Here is a 17,230-nt window from a genome sequence, read left to right as displayed (position 1 = left end):
GCCCATGTCGTGTGTCACCGGCCGCGCGTGATCAACCCTTGTCGATGGCGCTCGAGTACCGGGCCTCGATGCCACTCAGGATGATCACCAGGCCGGTCTCGAACTGCTCGCCGGCCTCGGCGATCTCCGTGGCCTCGGTCATCTTGGCCAGATACGGGAAGTCGCCGGTCGCGAGGAGGGAAACGAGGTAGGGCTTCATGCGCATCCGCCAACCGTGCCGGTCGAGACCGGACTGTTCCGAGTTGGCCCGATCGGTCAGCTCGGCCTGGACGGCGCCGCTGACCCACGAGTAGATCAGGTTCATCACGTCGGTCGAGTCTTCGATGGTCAGGCCGCAGGCGCCCAGGACGGCGAGGTCACGTTCCATGCTCCGCAGGAAGTTGGGGCCGATGATCGGGCGAGTGGCGAGGAGTGGGGCCAGCCAAGGATGGCGTAGGAAGACCTTTCGTCGGCGGCGGGCCAGGGTGCTCAGATCGGTGCGGAGGTCGCCGGTCGGTTCCTGTGGCTCGAAGGCGGTCGCTTCGTCGATCATCACCGCCCAAAGATCTTCTTTGGTGGGGAGGTAGCGGTACAGGGTCATCGCGCCGGCACCGAGCTTCCTCGCGATGGTGCGCATCGAGGCGGCTTCCAGTCCTTCGGCGTCCGCGATGGTGATCGCCGTCCTGGCGATCTCACCACGGCTGTGCGAGGGCGCCGGGCCACGCGTCGGCTTTTCCGGTCGCATCCAGACAATCGGTTTTGGGTCCGGCACGGCTACAAGGGTACGCGCGCTCGTCGGCGCGCGTGTGTCCACCAGTTGCGTACACCGTACTCGGTAGTTACCTTGTAACCGCGTACACCGTACTCGGTCCGGGAGAGAGGGCATGGAAGAAGCCATCGTCTACACGCAAGACCTGCGGAAGCGGTTCGGGGATGTCGAGGCGCTGAGGGGGCTCGACCTGGCGATTCCGCCGAACATGGTCTACGGCCTGCTCGGTCCGAACGGCGCCGGCAAGAGCACGACCGTTCGCATCCTGAGCACGCTGACCAGGCCCACCTCGGGCAAGGCGGTGATCGCCGGCATCGACGTCGCTCATGCCCCGGGCGAGGTCCGGAAGGTGATCGGGCTGACCGGTCAGGACACCACGCTCGACGAGAAGCTGACCGGCCGGGAAAACCTGCGGATCCTCGGCCGCTTGTCGCGGCTGGGTGTGCGGGGGGCCCGGCGACGCGCGGACGAGCTGCTGGAGCGGTTTGATCTCGCGGCGGCCGGCGACCGGCTGACCTCCACCTATTCCGGCGGCATGCGGCGCCGCCTCGACCTGGTCGCGAGCCTGCTCCGGGCCCCCGCGGTGCTGTTCCTCGACGAGCCCACCACCGGTCTCGACGTGCGGAGCCGGATGGCCATCTGGGACACCGTGCGCCAGCTCGTCGCCGACGGCACCACGGTCCTGCTCACCACCCAATACCTGGAGGAGGTGGACCAGTTGGCGGCCTCGGTCGGCGTGATCGATCACGGTCATCTCGTCGCCGAGGGCAGTCCGGCTCAACTCAAATCGCAGATCGGCAGCCACATCGACGTCGTGGTGCAGTCCGACCACCACGTGGCGAACGCCATGGAGGTGCTCGAGCGGCTGACCGGTCGCCCGCCGGAGGCCGACGGATCGCACATCGTGGTCGCCGCGGTGCATCCGGTGCCGACCCTGCCGCAGATCGTGCGGGAACTCGACGCGGCCGGCGCGCTGGTCCGCGATGCCGGTATCCGGGAGCCCAGTCTCGACGACGTCTTCCTCGCCGTGACCGGCAAGCCCGTCAGCCCGGCGCAGCCCGCCGGTGAACTCGAGGTGGTGGCGTGAACCTCGTCGCCGACGGCTGGGTCTTGACCCAGAGGAATCTGCTGCGGGTGCGGCACGAGCCCGGAACTCTGATCACCATCATGGTGATGCCGACAGTGTTCGTGTTGTTGTTCGGTTACGTGTTCGGCAGTTCGATCGGTCTCACCGGCTCCGGCGACTATCGCGAGTTCATGATGCCCGGGCTGTTCGTGCTGGGCAGCGGGACCGCGTTGTCCTCGGCCATGGTGGATGTCGCCATGGATCAGGCCCGCGGGGCGATGGACCGCCTGCGCTCCCTGCCGACCAACCGAGTGGCCATGCCGCTCGGGCAGAGCGGAGCCGAGGCCTTCATCGGCGCGTACGGGCTGACGGTCATGATGCTGACCGGGTTGATCGTCGGCTGGCGGGCGCACAACGGCGTGCGGAACGCGCTGCTCGCCATCGGTCTCCTGCTGCTCTTCCGCTACACGCTGGCATGGGTGGGCACCTTTCTCGGACTGACGATCCGCAACGCGACCACGGCGGCCGCTCTCGCGCCGCTGACCCTGCCGCTGACCATGGTGTCCAACGCCTTCGTGCCCACCGACAGGATGCCGGGCTGGCTGCGGGCGATCTGCGAGTGGAACCCGCTCAGCGCGCTGGCCACGGCGACCCGGACCTTGTTCGGCAATCCGGTCTCCACCGACCCGGGCGCCGCCTGGCCCCTGATCCATCCGGTCACCGCGAGCCTGCTGTGGGCGGGGCTGCTGCTGGTGATCTTCGTGCCGCTCTCGGCGCGGCGCTTCGCACGAGCGGGTCTGTAGACCCGTTTCCGGTCGCCTGCGACACACGAATCAGACCGGGCCGGATCCAACCGAAGAGAGGGATGTCATGCGTGTCACTATTGTCGGGGGCGGCACCGTCGGGCTGTGCACCGCGGTTTTCCTGGCCCGTCAGGGAGTCTCGGTCCACGTTCTGGAACGCCGGGGCGAGGTCAACGACCATCCGAGAGCGTTCGGACTCACCGACCGGTCGGCGGAGATTCTCCGTGAAGCCGGCTTCGAGCTGAACACCGCGGAATTCGCCCGCGGCCTGATGTCCGGGCCGAGCCTGGACGCACTCACCGCCGTCACGAACAAGTTCGAGCGTCCGGAGATCGGTCCGGCGAAGCTCGGTAGTTGTCCGCAGGACCTGGTCGACCGGGCCGCGGTGACGCTGCTGCGCGGCCTCGGTGGCCGCGTGGACTTCGACAGCGAGGTCGTCGCCGTGGCCGAGGACGGCAGCGTTACGACCGCGGACGGCCGGGTCGTCCCGGGCGACTACGTGATCGGCGCCGACGGCATCCGGAGCAAGGTCCGGGCGCTGCTCGGCATCGGCGTCACCGGCCCGGGCGCGATCGGCCGGTCGCACATGCTCAACGTGTTGTTCCGTGCCGACCTGCCGGCCCCGCCGCTTTCCATGACGTTCCTGCGCAACGAACGGGCGTCCGGAATCCTGTACCGGGTCGACGAGCACGGCCGCTGGATCTTCCACATTCCCAACGGCGATCCGAAGTCTCCCGCCGAGCAGATCAAGCAGCAGATCAGGGACGCCACCGGCGTGACGGACGCCGAGCCGGAGATCATCAGTCAGCTGCCGTGGTCGCCGACGGCACACGTGGCTGACGTGTTCCGGAAAGACAAGTTCTTCCTCGTCGGGGACGCGGCGCACGCGGTGCCCCCGGTGGGGGGTTTCGGGCTCAACATGGGCATCGCTGACGGCCACAACCTGGCCTGGAAGCTGGCCACCGGGGGCGACGCACTGCTCGACACCTACGAGGCGGAGCGCCGGCCGGTCGCGATTTTCAGCATGAAGCAGAGCGTGATCCGTTCGGAGAACCACAATCTTCACTGGAACAACGACCCCGCTCTGGCCGCTGACCGTGCGGCCGTCGGCATGGCGGGCATCATGATCCCGGTCGTCGGCTACCGGTACGACTCCGCCGCGGTGATCGACCCCGAGCCGTTGCCGGACATGGAGAATCTTGTCCTCGACGGGTCTCCCGGCAGCCGTCTGCCGCACATCTGGCTCCGGGACGGAAGATCCACCATCGACCTCGTGAATGGTTTCACCCTCCTCACCGGGACCGCCGCCGACCATTGGCTCGATGCCGCGCGGAAGCTCGGCATCACCGCCCACGCGGTCGAGGGATGGGCCACGGCCGCCGGCATCAAGGAGGACGGCGCCGTGCTGATCCGGCCCGACGGGTTCGTCGGCTGGCGGACGGTGACCACGGCGGCCGCCCCTTCCAGCGAGCAACAACTGCGTGAGGCTCGTGACCGGATTCTGTGCCGGCCGGTTCCGAGCGACCTCGGCCAGGGAGTCTGACCTTCCCCCACCTCGATCTCGGTCTCGCGGCCGGCACCGGTAACGCCGGTGCCGGCCGCGTCCTGTTCGGCATCGGAGCGACGCCGGCCCGCGTTCGCGGTTCGAGCCGAACACGACTTCGGCTCGAACCGACGGCCCCAAGCTGGGCCTACAACATCGTCTTCCTGGCTGTCCGCGCGCCTTCGGCGTCACGGCGGTCCTGACCGTCTCGGTGACGGACTGAGCAGGAAAGCAGAGGGGGCAAGTCATGGACTTCGGCGCGGATCCCTATCCCGAATACGCGTGGCTGCGCGCGGAAGAGCCGGTCAAGCCAGTTCTGGAAGGCAAGGGCCTCTACGGATTGCTGGTGACCCGGTACGAGGACGTACGAATGTTGCTGGGCGATTCCCGGATGAGCAAGGACCCGCGGAACGCGCCGCCCGACTGGCAGGAGGCGGGCAAGGGCCGGCCGCTGGAGGACCGGACCGGCCTCGGGACCCACCTGCTCACCACTGACGCCGACGAACACACCCGGCTGCGGCGACTGGTCTCGACCGCGTTCACCGCCCGCCGGGTCGAGGGACTCAGGGACCAGGTGCGTCAGATCGTGGACGGACTGCTCGACGACATCGTGCCGCGCGGCCGTGTCGATCTGGTCACCGAGTTCGCCTTTCCGATGGCGATCACGGTGATCTGCGCGCTGCTGGGCGTGCCGGCGGCGGATCAGGAGATGTTCCGCCGGTGGACCAGGGACTTCCGTAAGTGGACGAACGACAACGACGACGCTCGGGCCGAGAACGGGAACGCGCGTCCGGTCGGACTGCGTGATCTTCTCGGTTACCTCACCGAGCTGGTCGAGAAGCGTCGCACCGAGCCGGCTGACGGTTTGGTCGACGCGCTGATCGCCGCCCGGGACGACGGCGATCGGCTGAACGAGACCGAGTTGCTGTCGATGATGTCCCTGCTCCTGATCGGCGGCTTCGAGACGACCGTCAACCTGGTCGGGAACGGCACGCTGGCCCTACTCCGAAACCCCGATCAGCTGGCCTTGCTACGGGAGAAGCCGGAACTCGTCGACTCGGCCCTGGAGGAAATGCTCCGGTACGACGGGTCGTTCGAGACAGCGACGTGGCGGTTTCCGCTGGAGCCCATCGAGGTCGCGGGTACCCGTATCGAGAAGGGCTATCCGGTGCTTCTGTCGCTGGCGTCGGCCAACCGGGACCAGGCGAAGTTCGGGGCGGCGGACGACTTCGACGTGGCCCGGTCCGACACCGGGCATGTGGCATTCGGGCGGGGCGCGCACTTCTGCCTCGGCGCCCCACTGGCCCGGCTGGAGGGGCGGATCGCCTTCGACGCGCTGTTGCGCCGGCTGCCCAATCTCGCCCTCGCTGTGCCGCCCGGGCAGCTGCGGTGGCAGCGGAGTCTCACGATCCGGGGACTCGAATCGCTGCCCGTGACCTTCGATGCCTGACCTCCGATATCAGGAAAGAGGCTCCCATGCCACAAGCTGCGCACACGAACGGTGAGCGTACGACGATTCGACGGGTCGCCATCACCGGACTGGGTGTTCGTGCCCCGGGCGGCGGAAACGCCAAGGAATTCTGGCAGTTGATCTCGAGCGGTACCTCGGCCGTCCGTACCATCTCGTTGTTCGACCCGTCCGGATTCCGCTCCCGGATCGCGGGTGAATGTGATTTGGACCCGGTGGGGGAGGGATTCACCGCGCAGGAGATACGCCGGTGGGATCGCAGTGCGCAACTCGCCGTCGCCGCGACCCGGGAGGCCGTCGCGGACGCCGGTCTCGACATCGAGGCGATCGACCCGTACCGCACCGGAGTCTCCGTCGGCAGCGCCATCGGCGGCACGATGAGCCTGGACCGCGAGTACAACGTGCTGTCCGACGGTGGCCGCGAATGGCTCCTCGACCACGACTACGCCATACCGCACCTCTTCAACTATCTCGTCCCGACATCGATCTCCGCCGACGTGGCCCGTGAGGTCGGTGCGGGTGGGCCGGTGGCATTGGTGTCCACGGGATGCACCGCGGGCATCGAGTCGGTCTCCCACGCGGCGGAGCAGATCCGCGTGGGCGCGGCCGACGTGATGCTGGCCGGTGGCACGGATGCGCCGATCTCGCCGGTCTGCGTGGCCTCCTTCGACGCGATCAAGGCGACGACCAACCGCAACGACGAACCGGTCACGGCGTCCCGGCCGTTCGACCGTACGCGCAACGGCTTCGTTCTGGCCGAAGGCAGCGCGATGCTGGTCCTCGAGGAGTGGAACCACGCACGACGGCGCGGAGCGCACATCTATGCCGAGATCGGCGGGTGGGGCGTCCGGTCGAACGGGTTTCACATGACCGGGCTGCGTACCGAGGGCACCGAGATGGCCGAGGCCATCGACGTGGCGCTCAAGATGGCGCACCGCACCCCCGACCAGGTGGACTACGTGAACGCACACGGCTCCAGTACCAAGCAGAACGACCGGCACGAGACTGACGCGTTCAAGCGCAGCCTCGGCGACCACGCGTTACGCACTCCAGTGAGCTCGATCAAGTCGATGATCGGCCACTCGCTGGGCGCGATCGGGTCGGTCGAGATCGCGGCCTGCGCCATGGCCATCGAAGCCGGATTGATCCCGCCGACCGCCAATCTGCACGAGCCCGATCCGGAACTGGGCCTCGACTACGTACCGCTGCAGGCAAGACCGGCCGATCTGCGGACGGTCCTGAAGGTGGGCAGCGGGTTCGGTGGCTTCCAGAGCGCCATGGTGCTGACGAAGGTGGACGCCGGTGAATGAGACGAGCGCGGTGGCGGGACGCGCGGTGATCACCGGGATCGGGGTCGTCGCACCGAACGGTTTCAACACCGACGAGTATTGGGACGCTGTTCTGCACGGGCGCAGCGGCATCGACCGGGTGACCCGTTTCGATCCGGCGCGGTACCCGGTTCAGCTGGCCGGCGAAGTGGCCGATTACGACGTGCGCGAGCACGTCCCCGGCCGGCTGGTTCCGCAGACCGACCAGGCCACCCGGTTGGCCCTGATCGCGACGGACGCCGCGATCAGCGACTCGGCCCTCGCGCTCGCCGCGGTGCCGGGCGGCCAGGTAGGCATCGTCACCGGCATCTCCGCGGGCGGCCTCGAGTACAGCCAGCGGGAGCTTGCGAAGCTGTGGAGCCTCGGCAGCGAGCACGTCAGCGCGTACCTCTCGTTCTCCTGGTTCTACGCGGTGAACACGGGACAACTCTCCATCCGGCACGGGATGCTCGGCTCCGGTGGTGTCCTGACCGGGCCCACGGCGGGGCTGGACTCCATCGCCCAGGCGAGCCGGTACGTGGCGGACGGTATGTCCGTGGTGATGTGCGGCGCGGCCGAGAGCACGATGTGTCCGCTCGGGTGGGTGATCGAGCTGACCACCGGCCGGATGAGCACCGTGCCCGACCCGGCGCGGGCTTACCTGCCCTTCGACGCTTCCGCGTCCGGTTATCTGCTCGGTGAAGGGGGTGCCATGCTCCTGGTCGAGGCCCCGGAGCACGCCGCCGCGCGGGGAGCCCGGTCCTACGGCGCGATAGCCGGCTACGCCACCACCTTCGACCGGGAGCCGGGCGACCCGCGAGCACCGGGACTGCGCCGGGCGATCGAGCTCGCACTGGCGGACGCGGACATGACACCGGCCGACATCGACGTGGTCTTCGCGGACGCGGCCGGCGTGGCCGAGCTCGATCGGGCCGAGGCCGCCGCGATTTCCGGCGTTTTCGGCCCGCGGGCGGTCCCGGTCACCGCGCCGAAGACGATGACCGGCCGGCTGTATTCCGGGAGCCCGGCGCTCGATGTGGCCACCGCGTCCCTGAGCATCCGGCACGGCGTCATCCCACCCACCATCAACGTGACCGATCCGGTCGGGTCCGATCAACTCGACCTGGTGGTCGGTGGGCCCAGGGAGACGACCGTGGCCACCGCCATGGTGCTGGCCCGCGGTGGTGGCATCAACTCCGTGATGGTGCTGACCGCGGCCGAGTGAACCCGGCACCACAGCGCGGCCCCCTTCCCGGACCCGTCACCGGGTCCGGGAAGAGGGCCGCTGTATTCAGGGCTGCGCGACGATTTCCACGACGGCGGTGGTCCAGGTGAAGCCCACGCCGACGCCGGCCAGCAAGCAGGTCTGACCGGGCTCGAGAGCGCCCTCCGCGACGAGATGAGCCAGCCCGGCGAACTGGTCGCCCGCCCCGAGGTGTCCGACCTGCCGTCCCCAGGACCAGGTGGAGCGCTGCGGGTCGATGCTGAACGGGCCGAAGTACTGGGCCCGCATCCGGGTCCGGCCCAGATTCGGCAGCAGGAACCAGTCGATGTCGCCGAACTTCACCTCCGCCTGTGCGCAGGCTCGGTCGAAGGCTTCACGCTGACCCGCCGCGATGCGGTTGAGCAAGCCCTCCACCCCGAGTTCGCGTGCCATCGAGTCGTTGCTCAGGTCGATCGGCGCGCGGGCCGCCAGCGGCGCGTCGCTGAACTGCTCTTCTCGGCTGCCGTGCTCCAACTCGCTGTCGGACACCGAGGCGAGCCCTCGGAGCTTGGCGAACCCGCTGTTCTTGGACAACACCACGGCGGTGGCACCGTCGCCGCAGACGGTCCCTGGGTCACTGCGCCACCGGTCGAAGCCGGGCAGACAGAACCGGTCGGCCGTGGTGATCAGGGCGGCCGGTCGGTCGCCGGCGCGCAGACAGCCCGCCGCGAGCTGCAAAGCGATCATGCCGCCGTTGGACATCTGACGTACCTCGACCGCCGGGTACGAGCCCCCGCCGGAGTGCCGCTGGATGTAGGACGCCGAGGGCCACATGTCGTGACCCTGGTGATAGGCGCAGGCGTGCAGCAGCAGCTGGAGATCCTGCGGCTCGACCTCAGCGCGCTGGAGCGCGGCCCGCGCGGCCAGCACCGCCATCTCCGGTGCGGACTTGTCCGCCGAGACACACACCGACTCGATGCCGGTGCTCCACACCCGAGTCCGGTTGGCGAGGCCGGCCAGTTCCGCCTCGTCGAGGGTCATGCGGCCGGGCAGCCATGAACTTGCGGCGGCGATGTAGAGATCGTCGCTCATCGTCGGCGTCCTCCTCCGGATCCGATCATTCGCTGTATCCGACGAGGATCGTCATTTCCGGCCCAGGCTCGTTCGAGGCCCAGGCGAAGCCGTGCCGGAAAGCTCCGGCACGCCCGGCGGCCAACCGCCGGACAGGCGCCGCGCACCATCGATCCGAACTCGACCGGGTGTCTAGGCCGTCCGGCAATGTTGGTTCCACAGCACGAGACGAAGGGGGCAATGATGGCGGCGTTCACCCATGCGGACCTGGTCGGATACATCCGCCGGGCGGCAGGCGACGACGAGGGGCTCGATCTGGACGGCGACATCGCCGACACCACGCTCGCCGACCTCGGCTACGACTCGATCTCGATCGTCGAGATGACGCTCCTGATCGAACGTGAGCTCAAAATCAGCCTGCCGGAGGACCGGGCCAACAAGGACACCACGCCCAAGGAGTTCGTCGAGCTGGTCAACGAGTTGTTGCCCGCCTCGATATAGCCGTGGGCCCGGTGGTCACCGGGCCCCGTGGGGAGATTCCATGTACCGCACAGAGCACGAGCAACGTTTCGACAACGACTCGGAGGCCGCTCCCGAGCAGCTGAGTTTGCTCGCCGAGATTCTCAATCGGGAGACGTTCGGCGTCCTGGGTGAGGTGGTCGGCGTCGGGCACGGCTGGCGCTGCTGGGAGGTGGGCGCCGGAGACGGCTCCGTCGCCCGGTGGCTGGCCGCCCGGGTGGGGACCTCCGGACACGTCGTGGCCAGCGATCTCAAGCCTCAGCACGTGCCCCGTCATCCACGGATCGAAGCGATCGAGCACGATCTCGCCGCGGATCCGTGGCCGGAGCCGGAGTTCGACCTGATCCACGCCCGGCTGGTGCTGATGCACGTCGCCGGCAAGGAGGACATCGCGACGAAGCTGGCCGCACATCTGCGGCCGGGCGGTGCGCTCGTGCTCACCGACTGGTATTGCGGTTGCGCCACCGAGGGCCTCTTCAATTCCCCGGTCGACGAATACACGGCCCGGATCTTCCAGTCCTATCATGACGGTGTGCACGAGCTCGCCCGTCAGACCGGGATGGATTTCGGATGGGCGTCGCGCACGCCCGAGATCCTGGCGGCCGCTGGCTACGAGAATGTGACGTTGCGCGACTATCAGGCGCCGGGGCAGGGTGGGTCACCGACCGCCCGGCTCGCTCGGCTGCACAGCGGCATGCTGGAGCCCTTCCTGTTGAATCAGACCGATCTGAAGCCCGCCGACCTCGACGTGATCAGGACGAAACTGCTTGACCCGGAGTTCGAGATGGTCACGAACCATACGTACACGACCATCGTCCGGGCGCCGAAGTGAGAGTTGACCGTCCGTAACGGACGGGCTCGGCCGGCCGGGCGTGGTGCCCCGGATGCGATGCGCGCTCCGGGGCCGGGCGACTCGGCGCCCGGCGGCCGGCGGTCCGTCAGAAAAACGGTTGACGATCTCGTGTTCCTCGGGTTGGGGCCCGGACCAAGTCGTCACGCATTGCAGGATATGTAATTTAACATTTGGGTGGTCGGCCCTGATGTGGAGGCTATCGCCTGTTCAAGGGCGGTGAGGCCGGGGTGGCCGCACGTCGGTGATACCTGCTACGTTGCTGTTCTGCCATTCTTGCCTTGTCAAGCGTATGGGCTTCGTCCTACGGTAGTGTTATGTCAGTAGGCATTCGGGGGAGCCAATGGCCTGTCTTGTGGCGCAGCAATGTCGAAAACCCGCTCCGGGCGGGAGTCGATCATGCTATCTGAAGATGATTCTCGGCTGCGTGTAGTCCTTATCTGCGATCATGCGCTGCTGCGCGAGTTGATGCGTGACGCGCTCGCGAGGGAGCCGGACATCGCCGTGGTCGACGACACCGCCAGCTGCGCCTCCGGGGTCCTGGTGTGCAAGACCCAGCAGCCCGATGTCGTGCTGCTGGACGTACCCAGCAACTCGGTGGCCGCGGTGGTGCGCGGCATCCGCTCGGTCTCACGGGCCACGAGAATTCTGGTGTTCAGCCGGCGCGACGATCCCATGCTGGTCCGCCAGATGCTCGACAACGGTGTCCGTGGCTTGCTGAGCAAATCGGTGAGCAGGTACGACCTGGTGTCGAGCATCCGCCTGGTGTGCGCCGACGACATCCGCGTCGTGTTGCACGTGTCGGCCGATGCGCTGACTTCGGTGGCCTCGGCGCCGAGCGACTCGGACGTTCTCACCAAGCGGGAGCTGGAGATTCTCTCTCTGGTGAGCCAGGCCATGAGTAACCGGCAGATCTCGCGGCAACTCGCCATCGCCGAGGGCACAGTGAAACGCCACCTGGGGATCATCTTCACGAAGCTCGAGGCGCGTTCGCGGCTCGAAGCGGTCAACAAGGCGGTCTCCATCGGTCTCATCACCGGTGTCGCATAAGCGTCTGTGATGCTGCCGGAAATGCATCTTCGCGGTTCGATCAAAGGCTCACTAGAAGCGTATTAGCGACAGCCAAGAGGCTCGTAAAGATGGGGCCTCATCGGGTTGTTGGCCTTCTGGGAATGCTGGTCTAATTGCTGCAGAGAGAACAGTCGTCTCCTGGTTTCTGGGCGATTGTCCGGAAGTAGCTGGGCCACACCAATGGAGGTTCGCGGACAGTGGTAAGCCTGAATGGCAAGACTGCGCTGGTGACCGGCGCTCGAACCGGAATCGGCTTCGGCATCGCCACCGCCTTGGTCGAGCGGGGTGCGAATGTGGTCATCACCTCGCGCAGTGAGGACAAGCTGCGAACGGCGGCCGCCGAGCTCGGCGACGACCGGGCCCTGGGCATCGCGGGTGACGCCCACGACCCCGAGCACCAGCGGGCTGCGGTGGCCGCCGCGATCGAGCGGTTCGGGTCGCTCGATCTCCTGGTGAACAACGTCGGCGGAACGGAACGCGACGGCCGGCGTCTGGTCGACACCGACGTGGCGGCGTACCGGCGCACCATCGAGCTCAACCTGACGACCGCACTGACCTGGGTTCAGGCGGCCTGGCACGGCTGGCTCGGCGAACATGGCGGCGCCATCGTCAACATCTCGTCCATCGCCAGCAAGCTCGCCGTACCCGACGGCACGTCGTACGGGACGGCCAAGGCCGCGGTGAACCACTTCACCCGGCAGATGGCGAACGAGCTCGCGCCCGGGGTGCGGGTGAACTGCGTCGAGGCCGGCACCGTGCTCACCGATTTCACCCGGCCGAACGTCGAGGGGCGCGAGGAGAAGGTGGTCGGCTCGGTCCCGCTCAAGCGCATCGGCAAACCCGCTGACGTCGGTGCGGCCGTGGCTTTCCTGCTCTCGGAGGACGCCTCCTGGATCACCGGACACACTCTCGTCGTCGACGGCGGCCGGCTGCTGCACAACAGGTAGCACGGCGGGCAGCAGGGCGTCAGTGCCGAATCGACGACCGTCCCCCCGTCGGTTCAGGATTCGGCACTGACGTCCCCCCACCCGACCCCTACTGACCGACCGGCTCCACCCATGACCGTTCCAGAGCATCCCAGTCCGACCAGGAGTCGCGTCCGGCCAGGATCTCCTGATGCAGCTGTTGGATCAGGTCCGACGGCTCCAGTCCCAGCTCGGTGGACAACGTCCGACGGAGGTGCTGGTACGCGACCAGCGACTCGTTCCGCCGCCCGCTGGAGGCGAGCGACTTGATCAGCTGAGCGTGGTACCACTCGTTGAACGGGTTGGTCAGCAGCATGGCCTTCAGTTCTCCGACGAGTTCCCGGTGCCGGCCCAGCATCGCGTCCGCCTGGATCCGCAGTTCGACGGTGTGCGTCCGTTGTTCCATGAGATGAACGGTGTGCGCCTGGATCGCCGGGCCGGGTTTGACATCGGCGAGCGCCGGTCCTGACCAGAGCCCGAGCGCTTGCCGCAGCAACCGTCCCGCCGTGGCCGGATCGCCGGCGGCGAGCGCCGCGCGCCCCTCCGCCGAGAGCCGCAGGAACGCCTCCAGATCGAGCTGGTCCGGCGCCACCCGGAGGATGTAGCCGGCGCCGGACGTGGCGAGCGCCTGCTCAGGAGTGTCGTCCGGTACTCCGGGCTCGAATTGACGACGCAGCTGATAGATGTAGGTCTGCGCGGTGGGGACTGCGCTTTTCGGCGGCTTATCGCCCCAGAGCTCGTCGATGATGGCGTCGAGCATGACGATGTTGTTCGCGCGGAGTAGTAACTGCGCCAGCACACGGCGCACCATCGGAGCGGTCGGTGTGCAGTCGCCTCGGTCGTTCGTGACAGTCAGTCGACCGAGAACCTGGAATCGCAACACGAGCAAACGCCTCCACATGACAGTGGGTGGAACGGCCTCGAACCAGACTCTGCCGATCCCTTGGAGTGCAGAGCAATGCTTCGGGGCGAAGGTCCCATGTGGGTGACCTTGTGGGTCGCGCCGTTGCAACTTTCTTCGCATTGCCATCTTCCCGTTAACTGCGTACGGCGCTATCGGGTCAGCCTCCTGTGAGCAAAAGGAGAGTCCGCTGTCATGCCCCAGAAACCTGAAGGAAACACTGGTCAGGACCTTGTCGCGGTCGTCGGTTTGGCCTGTCGCCTGCCGGGCGCCGCGTCGCCCGAGGAGTACTGGGAGCTGCTCGCGGCCGGCCGGGAGGCCGTTGCCGAGGTACCGGACGACCGTTCCGCGCACGTCGGTGCGGGGATCGCCAGGGCCGGACTGATCGGCGATGTCGCGGGCTTCGACGCGGGCTTTTTCGGGGTGTCGCCACGTGAGGCCACGGCGATGGACCCCCGGCAGCGGCTCGTGCTGGAGCTTGCCTGGGAGGCTCTCGAACGGGCCGGCCTCGACCCGTCGGCGGTGCGCGGCCATCGCGCGGGTGTCTTCCTCGGAGCGATGGGAGACGACTACGCGTCCTTGATGCACGACCGGGGCACGGAAGCGATCGACAGCTTCACCCTCTCCGCGTTGCAACGCGGCATCCTGGCCAACCGGATCTCGTTCTTCCTGGGACTGTCCGGCCCGAGCCTGGTCGTGGATACCGCACAGTCCTCAGCCCTGGTCGCCGTGCACCAGGCGTACGAGAGCGTGCGCCGGGGAGAATCGGCGTGGGCGCTCGCGGGCGGAGTGAACCTGATCCTCGCACCGGAGTCGACGCTGACCGCGGGCAGGTTCGGTGCGCTGTCGCCCGACGGCCGGTGCCACACCTTCGACGCTCGCGCGAACGGCTACGTGCGCGGCGAGGGCGGCGGCATGGTGGTGCTCATGAGGCTGGCCGACGCCGTGGCGTACGGCCTCGACGTGGTGTGCGTGATTCGCGGCGGTGCCGTGAACAACGACGGCGGCGGCGAGCAACTGACCACCCCGAGCCGGTCGGGACAGGAAGACGTACTGCGAGCCGCCATCGTCAGCGCGGGAATCGACCCCGCCGAAGTGAGCTACGTGGAGCTGCACGGCACCGGTACACCGGTGGGGGACCGGGTGGAGTCAGCGGCGCTGGCCTCGATCTTCGCCGATCGTACGCGTCCGCTCGTGGTGGGGTCGGCGAAGACGAACGTCGGACACCTCGAAGGAGCAGCGGGCGTCGCCGGCTTCATCAAAGCGGCGCTTTCCGTCCAGCACGGCCAGGTGCCGGCGAGTCTCAACTTCACCGCGCCGCCCGACGACATGCCGCTCCTTGAGCTGGGCATCGAAGTCGCGACCGAGCTGCGCGGGTGGCCGGGCGACGGGCCCCGGGTGGCCGGCGTGTCGTCGTTCGGGATGGGCGGGACGAACTGCCACCTGGTGCTCGGACAAGGACCGGACCGGGCGCGAACCGGGGCGCCCCGGTCCGGGGGCGGGGGTCTCATCCCGTGGCTGGTGTCCGGCGGCACCGCAGAAGCCTTGTCACCGCAGGCGGAGACGCTGTACGGCCATGTCGCGGAGCCGGGTGCTCCGGATCCGCTCGACGTCGGATACTCGCTGGCGACGACTCGCGCTGCCCTCGTACACCGCGCCGTCGTGATCGGCGCCGACGCGGCCGAGCTGCACACCGGCCTGAACGCCCTGGCCGCCGGCAAACCATCGCCGAATGTCGTCACCGGTGTGAGCGCTGAGGGCGGCACCGCATTCATGTTCACCGGACAGGGTGCGCAACGAGTCGGGATGGGCCGCGAGTTGTACGCGCGGTTCCCGGTGTTCGCCGAGTGTTTCGACGCGGTGTGCGCGGAGCTGGATCCGTTGCTGGGCCGAGGTCTGCGATCGATCGTCTGGTCGGACGGCGAGCTGCTGGGCCAGACCCGGTACACGCAAGCAGCACTGTTCGCACTGGAGACGGCGCTGGCCCGGCTGGTGGAGTCGTTCGGAGTCCGCCCGACCCACCTGATCGGTCATTCGATCGGCGAGATCACCGCGGCGCACGTCGCCGGTGTGCTGTCGCTGTCCGATGCCTGCCGGCTCGTCGAGGCGCGCGGACGGTTGATGCAGTCGGCGCCGTCGGGTGGGGTCATGGTCGCCGTCAACGCGGGCGAGGATGAGGTACGGGCGCTGCTGGCCGAGCCGGGCGTGAGTATCGCTGCTGTCAACGGACCCCGGTCGGTCGTGATCTCCGGCGACCCCGATCCGGTGCTCGCCGTGGCGGACTCGCTACGTGGCAAGGGTGTGAAGACCCGACGGCTGAAGGTCAGCCATGCGTTCCACTCGCATCATCTCGACGGCATCCTGGACGAGTTCGCCGGCGCGATCGGCGGGCTGACTTTCCGTACGCCGCGGATCCCGGTCATCTCGAACCTGACCGGACGACCCGCCACCACGGAGGAGCTGAGCGACCCGGCCTCCTGGTCCCGCCAGATCCGCAGCGCCGTCCGCTTCGCTGACGGCGTGCGCTCCCTGCGTGAGGCGGGTGTCTCGCGCTTTCTCGAGCTCGGTCCGGACCCCGTGCTCACCGGCATGGTCCGGGAGACCCTCGCTGATCCGGCCGTGACGGCCGTGTCAGCGCTGCGCACGGGGCGGGAGGAGGCCCGCGCTCTGGTGAGAGCGCTCGGCACCGTGTACGCCGCGGGGGAGGACGTGGACTGGACTCCACTGTTGAGCGGTGGCCGTAGGGTCGCGTTGCCCACCTACGTCTTCCAACGTCAGCGCTACTGGATCGGCGAGGCTCGTGGGCGTGCACCTGTGGCGGCCGAGGTCGCCGGCCCGACCCACGCCGAACCATCACCTGAGGTCGTCGAGGTCACCGAGCCGGCCGCGTCCGCGTTCGCCCGGGACGGCTTGCTCGACCTGGTCCGCATTCACCTCGCGGCCGTACTCGGATACGACCCGACCGACATGTCGCCGCAGACCTCGTTCAAGAGTCTCGGGCTGACTTCGCTCACCGCGGTCGAGCTGTGCTCCGGACTTTCCGCAGAGCTGGGCCTGGTCCTGCCCGGATCGCTGGTGTTCGACCATCCCACGCCGCACCGGCTGGCGTCGTACCTGGACGCGGAGCTCAACGGGCAACGCGACACGAGCGGCGCGCTCCCGGCACCGCATCCGGGCGAAGGCCTCGCCGACGATCCCGTGGTGGTGGTGGGGATGGGGTGTCGGTATCCGGGTGGTGTGGGTTCGGCGGAGGGTTTGTGGGAGTTGGTGGTGTCGGGGCGGGATGCGGTGTCGGAGTTGCCGCGTGATCGTGGCTGGGATCTGGACAACCTCTTCGACGCCGACCCGTCGGCCTCCGGACGCACCTATGTGCGGCATGGCGGATTTCTGGACGATGTCGCCGCCTTCGATGCCGGCTTCTTCGGGATCTCGCCGCGTGAGGCGCTGGCGATGGATCCGCAGCAACGGCTCCTGCTGGAAATCGCCTGGGAAGCCCTCGAGGACGCGGGAATCGAATCCGGGTCTCTGCAGGGAAGCCGGACCGGTGTCTTCATCGGCGCCATGCCGGGCGATTACGGCCCGCGCCTCGACAACCCGTACGGCGGAGTGGACGGATACGTGCTTACCGGGACGACGGGGAGTGTGTTGTCGGGTCGGTTGGCGTATTTCTTGGGTTTGGAGGGGCCGGCGGTGACGGTGGATACGGCGTGTTCG

At 68.0% G+C, this 17,230-nt stretch carries 14 protein-coding genes; 11 read left to right on the top strand and 3 right to left on the bottom strand.

All coding sequences use genetic code 11. The features are described from left to right. Positions 1 to 31: 31 nt before the first annotated feature. Positions 32 to 751, bottom strand: a complete 720-nt coding sequence (locus tag ACGFIO_RS27860) for a TetR/AcrR family transcriptional regulator (protein WP_392830032.1) — start codon at positions 749 to 751, stop codon at positions 32 to 34. Between the two features lie 112 nt (positions 752 to 863). Between ACGFIO_RS27860 and ACGFIO_RS27855 the strand changes: the two genes are divergently transcribed. The 6 genes from ACGFIO_RS27855 to ACGFIO_RS27830 all read left to right on the top strand — a co-directional run bounded on the left by ACGFIO_RS27855 (position 864) and on the right by ACGFIO_RS27830 (position 8,160). Beyond that, positions 864 to 1,835 carry an ATP-binding cassette domain-containing protein gene (locus ACGFIO_RS27855; RefSeq protein WP_392830030.1) on the top strand — a complete coding sequence of 324 codons (972 nt, stop codon included), beginning with the start codon at positions 864 to 866 and terminating at the stop codon, positions 1,833 to 1,835. Then, complete coding sequence (locus ACGFIO_RS27850) at positions 1,832 to 2,617, top strand: ABC transporter permease (protein WP_392830029.1); 786 nt, start codon at positions 1,832 to 1,834, stop codon at positions 2,615 to 2,617. The genes ACGFIO_RS27855 and ACGFIO_RS27850 overlap by 4 nt, the downstream gene beginning before the upstream one ends. Positions 2,618 to 2,684: 67 nt before the next feature. Next, positions 2,685 to 4,160, top strand: a complete 1,476-nt coding sequence (locus ACGFIO_RS27845; RefSeq protein ID WP_392830028.1) for an FAD-dependent oxidoreductase — start codon at positions 2,685 to 2,687, stop codon at positions 4,158 to 4,160. A gap of 247 nt (positions 4,161 to 4,407) precedes the next feature. Beyond that, positions 4,408 to 5,610 (top strand): cytochrome P450, encoded by a 1,203-nt coding sequence (locus ACGFIO_RS27840; protein WP_392830027.1) that lies wholly within the window; start codon positions 4,408 to 4,410, stop codon positions 5,608 to 5,610. Between the two features lie 26 nt (positions 5,611 to 5,636). Beyond that, positions 5,637 to 6,938 (top strand): beta-ketoacyl-[acyl-carrier-protein] synthase family protein, encoded by a 1,302-nt coding sequence (locus ACGFIO_RS27835; protein WP_392830026.1) that lies wholly within the window; start codon positions 5,637 to 5,639, stop codon positions 6,936 to 6,938. After that, positions 6,931 to 8,160, top strand: coding sequence for a ketosynthase chain-length factor (locus ACGFIO_RS27830; protein ID WP_392830025.1), 1,230 nt, complete (start codon positions 6,931 to 6,933; stop codon positions 8,158 to 8,160). The genes ACGFIO_RS27835 and ACGFIO_RS27830 overlap by 8 nt, the downstream gene beginning before the upstream one ends. Positions 8,161 to 8,226: 66 nt before the next feature. Here ACGFIO_RS27830 and ACGFIO_RS27825 read toward each other — a convergent pair whose 3' ends face one another. Beyond that, positions 8,227 to 9,231, bottom strand: a complete 1,005-nt coding sequence (locus ACGFIO_RS27825) for a ketoacyl-ACP synthase III family protein (RefSeq protein ID WP_392830024.1) — start codon at positions 9,229 to 9,231, stop codon at positions 8,227 to 8,229. A gap of 219 nt (positions 9,232 to 9,450) precedes the next feature. Here ACGFIO_RS27825 and ACGFIO_RS27820 point away from each other — a divergent pair, with 219 nt between their 5' ends. The 4 genes from ACGFIO_RS27820 to ACGFIO_RS27805 all read left to right on the top strand — a co-directional run bounded on the left by ACGFIO_RS27820 (position 9,451) and on the right by ACGFIO_RS27805 (position 12,597). Next, positions 9,451 to 9,711, top strand: a complete 261-nt coding sequence (locus ACGFIO_RS27820; RefSeq protein ID WP_392830023.1) for a phosphopantetheine-binding protein — start codon at positions 9,451 to 9,453, stop codon at positions 9,709 to 9,711. A gap of 40 nt (positions 9,712 to 9,751) precedes the next feature. Further along, the gene (locus tag ACGFIO_RS27815; RefSeq protein WP_392830022.1) at positions 9,752 to 10,561 is read left to right on the top strand and encodes a methyltransferase domain-containing protein; all 810 of its coding nucleotides are present in this window, start codon (positions 9,752 to 9,754) and stop codon (positions 10,559 to 10,561) included. A 384-nt stretch (positions 10,562 to 10,945) separates the two neighbouring features. Beyond that, complete coding sequence (locus ACGFIO_RS27810; RefSeq protein ID WP_392830021.1) at positions 10,946 to 11,629, top strand: LuxR C-terminal-related transcriptional regulator; 684 nt, start codon at positions 10,946 to 10,948, stop codon at positions 11,627 to 11,629. Positions 11,630 to 11,847: 218 nt separating this feature from the next. Further along, positions 11,848 to 12,597 carry an SDR family oxidoreductase gene (locus ACGFIO_RS27805; RefSeq protein WP_392830020.1) on the top strand — a complete coding sequence of 250 codons (750 nt, stop codon included), beginning with the start codon at positions 11,848 to 11,850 and terminating at the stop codon, positions 12,595 to 12,597. 88 nt (positions 12,598 to 12,685) lie between these two features. Here the strand turns inward: ACGFIO_RS27805 and ACGFIO_RS27800 are convergent, their stop codons facing one another. After that, positions 12,686 to 13,414 carry a BTAD domain-containing putative transcriptional regulator gene (locus tag ACGFIO_RS27800; RefSeq protein WP_392830018.1) on the bottom strand — a complete coding sequence of 243 codons (729 nt, stop codon included), beginning with the start codon at positions 13,412 to 13,414 and terminating at the stop codon, positions 12,686 to 12,688. Between the two features lie 297 nt (positions 13,415 to 13,711). Here ACGFIO_RS27800 and ACGFIO_RS27795 point away from each other — a divergent pair. Next, on the top strand, positions 13,712 to 17,230 hold a 3,519-nt coding region (locus ACGFIO_RS27795; protein WP_392830017.1), incomplete at its 3' end, for a type I polyketide synthase.

Source organism: Actinoplanes sp. NPDC049265, from assembly GCF_043197135.1.
Lineage (GTDB): Bacteria > Actinomycetota > Actinomycetes > Mycobacteriales > Micromonosporaceae > Actinoplanes.
The sequence above is the reverse complement of the archived record's forward strand: the minus strand, read 5'-3'. Positions and strand labels throughout refer to the sequence as shown.

Coding starts and splice junctions, on each gene's coding strand:
- ACGFIO_RS27855 (WP_392830030.1), top strand. CDS start 864: ATGGAAGAAGCCATCGTCTACACGCAAGACCTGCGGAAGCGGTTCGGG.
- ACGFIO_RS27845 (WP_392830028.1), top strand. CDS start 2,685: ATGCGTGTCACTATTGTCGGGGGCGGCACCGTCGGGCTGTGCACCGCG.
- ACGFIO_RS27840 (WP_392830027.1), top strand. CDS start 4,408: ATGGACTTCGGCGCGGATCCCTATCCCGAATACGCGTGGCTGCGCGCG.
- ACGFIO_RS27835 (WP_392830026.1), top strand. CDS start 5,637: ATGCCACAAGCTGCGCACACGAACGGTGAGCGTACGACGATTCGACGG.
- ACGFIO_RS27825 (WP_392830024.1), bottom strand. CDS start 9,231: ATGAGCGACGATCTCTACATCGCCGCCGCAAGTTCATGGCTGCCCGGC.
- ACGFIO_RS27820 (WP_392830023.1), top strand. CDS start 9,451: ATGATGGCGGCGTTCACCCATGCGGACCTGGTCGGATACATCCGCCGG.
- ACGFIO_RS27815 (WP_392830022.1), top strand. CDS start 9,752: ATGTACCGCACAGAGCACGAGCAACGTTTCGACAACGACTCGGAGGCC.
- ACGFIO_RS27810 (WP_392830021.1), top strand. CDS start 10,946: ATGTCGAAAACCCGCTCCGGGCGGGAGTCGATCATGCTATCTGAAGAT.